The sequence below is a fragment of the Sporosarcina sp. JAI121 genome (genome assembly GCF_013408665.1).
In the GTDB taxonomy this organism is placed as follows: Bacteria; Bacillota; Bacilli; order Bacillales_A; family Planococcaceae; genus Sporosarcina.
On record NZ_JACCCL010000008.1, the window covers coordinates 1 to 8,841 of the forward strand.

Annotated in this window: 8 protein-coding genes; 2 read left to right on the forward strand and 6 right to left on the reverse strand. The window is 35.1% G+C overall.

The window, feature by feature from the left end; translation table 11 throughout:
• Positions 1-552 precede the first annotated feature (552 nt).
• The 3 genes from HDC33_RS16315 to HDC33_RS16325 form a co-directional block, all read right to left on the reverse strand.
• Positions 553-1,524, reverse strand: coding sequence for an Abi family protein (locus HDC33_RS16315; protein ID WP_179393635.1), 972 nt, complete (start codon positions 1,522-1,524; stop codon positions 553-555).
• A gap of 220 nt (positions 1,525-1,744) precedes the next feature.
• A complete protein-coding gene (locus tag HDC33_RS16320) occupies positions 1,745-2,329 on the reverse strand; it encodes a MerR family transcriptional regulator (RefSeq protein ID WP_179393636.1) in 585 nt (194 codons plus the stop codon).
• A gap of 258 nt (positions 2,330-2,587) precedes the next feature.
• Positions 2,588-3,742, reverse strand: coding sequence for a replication initiation protein (locus tag HDC33_RS16325; protein ID WP_179393637.1), 1,155 nt, complete (start codon positions 3,740-3,742; stop codon positions 2,588-2,590).
• A gap of 923 nt (positions 3,743-4,665) precedes the next feature.
• On the opposite strand from HDC33_RS16325, the gene HDC33_RS16330 reads away from it, so the two are divergent.
• On the forward strand, positions 4,666-4,968 hold the full coding sequence (locus tag HDC33_RS16330) for a hypothetical protein (protein WP_218843321.1): 303 nt from the start codon (positions 4,666-4,668) through the stop codon (positions 4,966-4,968).
• Between the two features lie 273 nt (positions 4,969-5,241).
• Here HDC33_RS16330 and HDC33_RS16335 read toward each other — a convergent pair whose 3' ends face one another.
• Positions 5,242-5,712: a hypothetical protein gene (locus tag HDC33_RS16335; RefSeq protein WP_179393638.1), complete on the reverse strand. Its 471-nt coding sequence runs from the start codon at positions 5,710-5,712 to the stop codon at positions 5,242-5,244.
• Positions 5,713-6,070: 358 nt separating this feature from the next.
• A complete protein-coding gene (locus HDC33_RS16340; RefSeq protein ID WP_179393639.1) occupies positions 6,071-6,745 on the reverse strand; it encodes a hypothetical protein in 675 nt (224 codons plus the stop codon).
• 285 nt (positions 6,746-7,030) lie between these two features.
• On the opposite strand from HDC33_RS16340, the gene HDC33_RS16345 reads away from it, so the two are divergent.
• Entirely contained in the window at positions 7,031-7,315 is a 285-nt protein-coding gene (locus HDC33_RS16345) for a hypothetical protein (RefSeq protein WP_179393640.1), read from the forward strand.
• 81 nt (positions 7,316-7,396) lie between these two features.
• Here the strand turns inward: HDC33_RS16345 and mobV are convergent, their stop codons facing one another.
• Positions 7,397-8,617, reverse strand: coding sequence for a MobV family relaxase (mobV, locus tag HDC33_RS16350; protein WP_179393641.1), 1,221 nt, complete (start codon positions 8,615-8,617; stop codon positions 7,397-7,399).
• Positions 8,618-8,841: the final 224 nt, after the last annotated feature.

Consider the following 8,841-nt stretch of genomic DNA (forward strand, 5'->3'; position numbering starts at 1 on the left):
AAAAGCAAGAAGTCTGTCACGCTAGCGTGACAGACTTCCCAAGTTCAAAAGTAGAAAAAATAACCGCTTGCAGCTGTTGTTTTTTCTAGTAACAGAAAAGCAATTGAACCTTTGCTGATTCTCGCAAAGGTTCAATTGCTTTTCCAGATCAAGTGCAAAAGAACAGACCTTGCCCCTTTTGCAAAAGGGGCAAACCCCCAAAATCCCCTTCGCCAGGTGGCAGGTTCTCACATGGGGTGAGAACCAAAAAGAGGGTGGAAAATCATCTCTTGTATCAACTCCTTAAATTCCTTCCGCTTTTGCTCCAGTCAGATATTTACCGTTGACACTTCCCGAAAATTTTTCGCCTGATGCTAAATTTTGCCATAAAAAAAGAGTAGCCAAAGCCACTCAAAACTTCTTGTTATTCAAAAATCTAAACTTACTCAAACAATAAAAAAGGAGACCGGACGCATCCAGTCTCCTTAAGTGAGAGCCTCAGCTACTCACCGCAATTAGTTAATAATATGTTACCACTAATGATATCTATCCGTAAAGTCTTAGATGTTTTTTCTAAATGTAATTCTCCAAACCCACTAATTTAGTATTAAGGTTTGTCCCCATAATACTATTCCATATAGGCAATGGAATAGATGTTCTTAAACTTTCTGTTTCTTCTCTAAAACTCTTGATTATTCTCTTTAATTCAATTTTAGATTTACCTATTTTTTTCAATAAAAGAACAGTTAAAATAAAATAGTCTACTAAATAAACAAAATCTATATTCCTAATACTTGTTTCTAAAGAAACATAACTTTTCAAAGGATTCGTGGCATTTGTATTGCTAGCGAATCGACAATCAAAAATAACATTATTATGTGCTACAGAATTTCTCAATCCTTTTAAACAAAAAATAATATCTTGAACCAATCTACCATCTTGTTGCAATGATCTATGAGTTAAATTTAAGTTTTCACAGTTTTTTATTCTAATTGGTTCGTTAAGACATTTTAAGAATAAACCAAAGCTCCCCATATCTAAAGTTTCAAAAATGGCCCACAAAGGTATAGAATCGCCACTATGTAAAAAGTGCGTAATAACTTTATCTTTTGGATACTTAAAGTTTATTTCAGTATCAATTTTTTTTCTTAAATTCAAACGATCCTTCATTTTAAATTTATACCCGGGACTACCAACTGGTTCAGATTTGTAATCATCTAAAAATCTTTTAAAAGCAGAATCTAAATCCACATTACCGAAAGATACTAATGTATCTACTATGTAGTTTTTCAAAGCCGTTTCGATAGTCATAATGTAAGGATAAAACAAAGTTTTTAAATTCATATCAAAGTTATAAACTGCTACTACTTCTTCAAATTTTGTATAAGCAATAGGGTTACTAGAAGTCTTTATAAAGCGATATCCTTTATAACCATGGTAATACCCCATACTCAATAATTCTTTTTTTTGCTTACTTCCTCCAATAGAAATACCATTACTTCTCAAATGCCGCATTAGTCCGTCTGTTTGTTTCCCTGTAGCCACTTTCTTAGCCCCCTTATTTTTTAACAAGCACGTAATTTTCCAGACCAATATGCCAATACGGGGCTGCTGAAAGAGATTCGAATCTTTTCAGACATACTATACCTCTTTCCACTATGAATTTACCTTTTACAGTTTGGCACTATTTTAATTTGTCATCTTCAACTAACCCGCTACGTTAGTTAAACAAGAACAGGCTTTCAATAATTCTACACCAATCTTTTCACCTCTTTTTAAAAAAACGAGCGAAAAAACCTAGACTTTCCCCTTCTTCTATCGCAGTGGCTTCAGCCATGTCCCGTTCTTTTTTACGACTGGCCATAGTTTCCTTTAGACTTAACAATAGTTCTCTGTCGTGTTCTTCCAGTTGTACTCGTCCTGGCAATGATTCCTTGATGTAACTTTTCAACTCCAATTGTCCTTTTACCAATTCCTCAATCATTTCTCGCATGGCATTCATTTCTTTATTTTGTTGGATTAATGATTCTTGAAAAGATTCAAGTGTTGTGGGAAGAACAATTAATTCTTTGCTTTCAATTCGTGTAACTTCACCACCAAACTTCTCCAAGAGCAACTTTTCCATTTCTTTTGGATCCGTGCGATGAATCTCCCGTTTCCTTTGGTCTTTAATGACTTCATCTATAAATTCAATACGTTCAACTTGCTGCTTACTGTACGTACGTTGGCCATTGTTATCTGGATCTTTAAAAACAGGCTCAGTTCCGAGCCACCCTCGTTCTTCCCATTTATGCAGTTGAAACGATTTAATCTCTAATTCTCTTGTGATTTTACTGATTGGAACTCCCATTTCTCCACCCCTCAAACGGCATAAATTTAGCTTTATCTTACCCTTAATTTAGCCATATTTTATCCTTAACTTAGGCTAACTTATCCCTATAAGTCAATCTTTCTCATCCTTTTCATACTCCTCCAATCTCACTTTATTCGTGGAGTCTTGTGGTCTAACGAAACCCCAAAAATCATTGGCAAATAAAAAAAGGTAACCCGTCAATTACGACTAGCTGCCTTTTTAACCATCATTCCTAATTCAAAAACGATATTCAGTTTATTTTCCCGCCATTTCATCCAATTCTTTTTGTAACTGTCGCCGTTTTTCCTCTAATTCCGGATCTATTTCCTTTTCTTTCAGCTCGAAAGACGTGTCCTTTTTTTTGAACCAATCAGGAATGATTTCCTCTCGTCCTGTCGTTCTTTCCTTCGTTAGTTGAAGGTCAGCAAACGTTGTATGTTCTCCACGCTCATAAGCTTCCCACGCTAATTGAATTTGCGACTTAATAAATCCAAGTGGATTTTGTACCGACTTTTCTACATTGACATACTCAATAAGCATTACTAATTCATTTTCGGCTTTTTCTCCCCATATGAATGATGCCCCTTGATACAATTGAGAAAAATAATTTTGAGTGAACTGGTAAAGATTTTTGTCTGCTAAACCATTTAAACGAGTGCGTACATCTTCATTTTCAGGCGCTTTTTTCGGTTGTTCGAGCTTATTTCCAGTTTCGGGTAGCTTGATTTCTTTTTCTGGAGCGAATTGAATTGTAAATTCAATTCGCTCTACGCTGCGCCCCTTTTTAATTTCATTGAAACCGATATAAAGATCTGTTTTTTCGTTCACTTCTTCAATAGCTGTTGCCAAAACACGAGCTTTTAAATTAGCGTATCTCGGATATATCCCTTCACCTACTCCCAATTTCCCTCTTAAATCTTCAATAGAACATCCCCACTTCCCTAGATGTTGCCACTTTTTCATGAGTTCATATAGGCGAATAGAATAAGTACTATTAAGATTTAAAATATTACTCAATCGGTATGATGTAAACTGGTTTTTCAATTGGAGCATGTAAGGTTTTAATTTGGGTGAGAAAGATAGGTCAATAACTCCTTCACCCTCTTTATATTCAGCACTAGAAATCCAGTTTGCTAATATCCAACCACCATTTTCTTTAGGAATTTCAATTGTTTTAGTCATTAAGTTTTCAGCAATTTCCTTCATTTGCGTATACTTTACACTACCTTTTAATCCCAACATCTCACTAAAGTTTTTAACAGATATTCGGTAATCTTTAAAATCCTCGTCAGACGGTTGGATCATACTGACCATCGTAAGTACTATCTTTTGTTCGCGAGCAGTCAATGGTTTTTTATGACGCGCTTCAATCAAATTATTGCTTTGAGTAACTAAATATTTATCCTCCATAAAAAAGTCCCCCTTCTCAAAAAAAAGATAGGTAACACCGTTACAAGTTATGTTACTCGTAGTAATAGTAAACTGATTACATTCCATTGTCAACAATAAGGATAACAACAATATCGTAACTGTTACCTTTAAGACCAAAACTGTTACCTTTAAGACCAAAACTGTTACCTTTCAAAGACCAAAACTGTTACCTTTAAGACCAAAACTGTTACCTTTAAGACCAAAACTGTTACCTTTGGACCTCATGAGACCAGTCATACCAACGGTTTGAGAGCCCCTAAATCACTTAAAACAAAGAACTTAAACATTAAGTACTTAAAACAACAACAAACACGCGCGTGGTGGTGGTAATCAAAAATCAGGTGACATTGATTTCTCTTTTTCTATCAAAAAAATCGTGACGAATTATGGACACCCAAAACATAAAAGGGCGTTACTAGAAAAAAGAGGACAAATCCTCAAAAAGGACATGTCTCACTCTCTCAGACTATCAAATATAGCCATATAAATGCACAGGGCGCTCATAGGGAGACGATAAAGGGAATTAGGCGTATCTCTTTACTTCTTCTTTTGCGAACGATTCTAGGCTATCTGTGAGCGTTTTTAGAAAACCGAAGAAGACAAGCGAAAATGGCGAAAGGGTTTTGCATAATTATTCGTTCAGACAAGCCTAACGTTCACCAGAAAGCCCGTTAACTCAACGATGTATATTTCATGCATAACGAAAATGAAGGACCATAGGGGATGAACTGAGCGTTTGTAAGGGCTCATAGAGTATGATCAACTGCCGAGAATTGGTGTTATGTTAACCTGCTGTGCATGAAGTATACAAACTCGTTCAGCGATTGAATCGATGGTTTGCGGATGGAGATAATCGAGTTTCTAATTTAAATTAGGTATTCTTTAACTAACGGGGCATTTAATTGAAAAAAGGTTTAATATATCTTAAAGGGGTGTGGGAAATTAAAAGGTTAACTTTTATTGGTGGGATATTATTAATTGCGGGAACCTTATTATATGGCATAGTACATCTAACAATTGCAAACTATATTCCAAATATGCAAGGTTGGAGCGATCCACCAGGTAAATTCGAACAAGCGCGCAATGAAATTGGGGTTAATATTCCTTACTTTTTAAGTATTATCTTTATGGTTTTAGGTTTAATCCTTTTATTTTTGAAAGAGTTAAAGGTAATCGTGAACCTCTTGATAACTGAGAAAAAATAAACTTTATTGACCAAAGAAGACATTTTTCGGAAATATAATCTTAAGCAATCGGCTGCCTTTACAGGGCAGCTTTTTCTTATTGAGTAATGGAGTTAACTATTTCCGTGAACTGGCGTTATGTAAACCTGGTGTGTATCGACTATTCAAGACCGTACAGTGATCGAATTCCTAAAGAAATAAAAATACGCAAAAGACTTAAACGACAGCAATAAAAGCAAGAAGGAGTACATATATTTCATACACTCCTTCTTGCTTTTATTAATATTATTTCAATTATTCAGGATTGCCTTCTGGTGTTATATATTGAACTGATTTAGCAACATATGCACCATAGTTACCTGCCTCGTCATCTTTAACCCACTCTTGATATTTATCCAGTTCCAAAAGAGGATCTGAAATATTTTTATAATCATCATAATTAATATCAGTAGTAAAAATATTCTGCTCCTGAGCTTTCTTAAAACTTTCTTTTGACAACTTAGCCCGTGTAAATAAATAAGCTTTATAACTTGCTCCTTCAAATAAGTTTACCATTTCAGCATTACTTACTTTTGCCGTTTCTTGGTTGACTTCTTCGATGGCTTCTTCAAATTCTACAAGACTTAAATCAGCCTTTGCTGCTTCTACATTTTCTACTTCAGTAGATGTTAAATCGGCTTCAAAACTATCTTTCTGACTACTTGTAGAACATGCAGCTAAAGTTAGTACGCCTGCTACTAAAAATAAGGAAATCAACTTCTTCATTTTTCTCACACCTTTTACATAAATAATAACATATATAGTATCAATAATATTATAGTATAATATATTACCAAGTATTAATAAGTCGGATTATTATAAAAATATGTAAGACCATCAACGTTTACGCCCAAAATCACGATGTCTTTCTTGTACATTTTGCTGTTTAACCATCTTCTGATTTTGAGTAATGGAGGTAACTACTGCCGTTAACCGGTGTTATGTCAACCTGAGGTGCATGCAGCATACAAACTTAAAAAGAGCGATTTCTGGTACGGTAAATAAAAAAGAATCCATTTTAATCTACATCAAATGGATTCTTCCGTTGTGATTTTGTATTCAGTTTCGCGACCTTTACGACAGCCTATTCCGTAAGTAAAACGTTAATAGAGTTTTCTATTTGGAGAGTATTTATGAAGCTCTCAATCTCTGACCTCTTGTAGGACATTACTGAGGTGTCAGTATTTACATCATAATTTTGAATAAGTACTGTGAATACCCGATCTTTTAGGTTAATAGTAGAGACGGCAATGTTATAAGTTTTCTCCCCAGATGTTGCTTCATTATTTACGATTAAATTCCAGCTTCCCATCTTATCAATTTCTTTGTGATTCCTCTTTAGATTTTTTATTTCATCTTCGAAAATTTGAAGATAATACTCGGTATTTTCTTTTTGAATAGTTAAATGAATTATTGGCAATTTATTATCTCTTATCTTTTTTACTTCGCCAACACTATCAGTGCTTTCTGTCATAGATTTTAATGGTTCTTGAAAATGTGGTTCATATGATAATTGAGCATTTAAAAGCTTGACCGAATCGTTCATGAAAATGGATTGGATTTGACGTACTTCTTCTTTTGTCATTTCGCGCTCTACGTTATGATCTTTTCCATCGCTCTCTGCTTTATTTGTTTTAGAGCTTGTTTGTGCCTCTTCGTATTCTTTTGATAGTTCATTCAATGGTTCGTTAGTACATCCACTCATCACGAAAAAGATGGTAACAATTATTAGTAGGGAGTAATATTTAGCATTTTTCATCTGTTTTATCTCCTATTGTTTTTTTATTAAATCTACCACATTTGGATAAAAAAGAGTATTATGTTTATTTATCCCTATCGATGGAGTGTAATATATAGCTTACGAAGAGGAAAAAGTTGATTTCGAATAAAGAAGCTCAATACTTCCGTGAACTGGCGTTATGTAAACCTGCTGTGTATGGACTATACAAGCCCGTCCAGCGATTGAATCCAGTTTCTTGTTGAACTAACGGGGCAGGTTAGTGAAAGAAGTTACTTGATAAAATTAAGAAAAAGGAGATATGGAATGAAGAAAAAGATTAACCTATGGTCATTTATCTTATCAATAATTTGCATTTTGTTATTTTTTATATTTTCTTTTTCTGGTCCAATTGATTACTCCATAATGGGTACACACCCTTTAAATCTGGTTTTATATATTACATTGATAACTTTCGTTTTAGGATTATTAGGTTTTTCGGGTGTTCAAGATTGGAAAGGGATGACGAGAAGTATAACTACTGTAATTATTACTTTGGGGTTATCAGCTTTCTTGGCTGTCGTTATATTTTTTGGAAGTTTATTAAGCTAACGGGTGCTTAGTTCAAGATAAGAAGAGATCCGTTTTTCGCTCCGCTCAAAACAAGAAAAAATACGCCTTTTCAGCGTGTTTTTATCTTTCCATTCCTCGATCACGTTCACGGGCTTTCTCCCGTTTGTACATCCGTTCAAATTCACTTCCAGTAATATTGTTTTTCACCACGCCTATAAAATCTCTGAAATCATTTTTAAAGGCCCTCAAACTCTCTGTGCGCTCTCTAAAAAAGTCTTTGGTACTTTCATATAGCCAACCAAATTCAGCCTTTAAATCGCTTATATGCTCTTTTAACGAACGGTTCTCTGAACGCAACTTTTGATTTTCGGCTTTCAACTTCTGATTTTCCTCGTCTTTTTCCTTCGACTCGCTGAAGATTAAATCAATCCGCGCTTCCAGCTTTTGATTTTCCTTTGCGAGATTCGTATTCAGAAGACGGTTTAAATCGCCTTTCATGCGCTGATTTTCTTTGGCTGCCGTCATCAGCTGCTGAAATTCTTTTTCGGGGAGAATGACATTTTCCGTCGGCTGTTTCTGAATTTCCTTTTTGGCCACTCCAAAAATACTTTTTTCTTTGCTTTTGACCTCGACTTTTTTCATTTGCCGTTTGGGTGAAACAGCTACTTCAACGGGCGTTTTTTCGTTGAGGGCAAGCCATTCACTCTTTTTCCACTCAATATTTTTTTCTAGCAACTGAATTTCTTTCTCCAAGTCCTGTTTTTCTTTATATTCTTGTGAGCTCAAATGCTTTTTCTCAGAACCTTTTTCACCACGCACAATGTCAAAATCATGTTTTTGTAAATGCTTCGGAAATTCTTCTTGAAGTTCTCTCAATTCTTGTTTGTTAAAAATATCTTTTGCAGATAAACGATTGTCTTCTGTAATCGGGATCACGCCAACGTGCATATGAGGTGTTGCCTCGTCGTGATGAATGACTGCATAGAGTGTATTTTTTTGGCCATATCGCTCCTGGATAAATTCAAGCGACTTCTCAAAATATGTTTTTTGCTCTTCTGCAGAAAGTGCATTCATATATTCAGGCGAAGCTGTCACCATAAATTCTGAAAGGACAACCGAATTTGCACGTGGTTTTCTTTTCACTTGCTCCGATATTTTTTCTTTAATTTCACTTTCATATTTTAAATTTTGATCATTCAACAAATCATAATTTTGTTCTGTTTTTGAATAATCGATGTCGGGATTACTTTTGCTTGTTCCTTGTCTTTGATTATGTTTTTGAATGCCTTGCACATCTGATACTTGGAATTTTTGCATTCTTATAATGGCGAATTGTGCCATTTGCAGCATCTCCTTTTACATTAGGGAACGAATCATATTGGGATAAGAATAGCACATCGGGGGAGGAGGACCAAAATTTTTGGTATAGCCCACTATACCAATTTCATTGGTGCGGGCTCTCCGAGGGTGAAAAGCAAGAAGTCTGTCACGCTAGCGTGACAGACTTCCCAAGTTCAAAAGTAGAAAAAATAACCGCTTGCAGCTGTTGTTTTTTCTAGTAACAG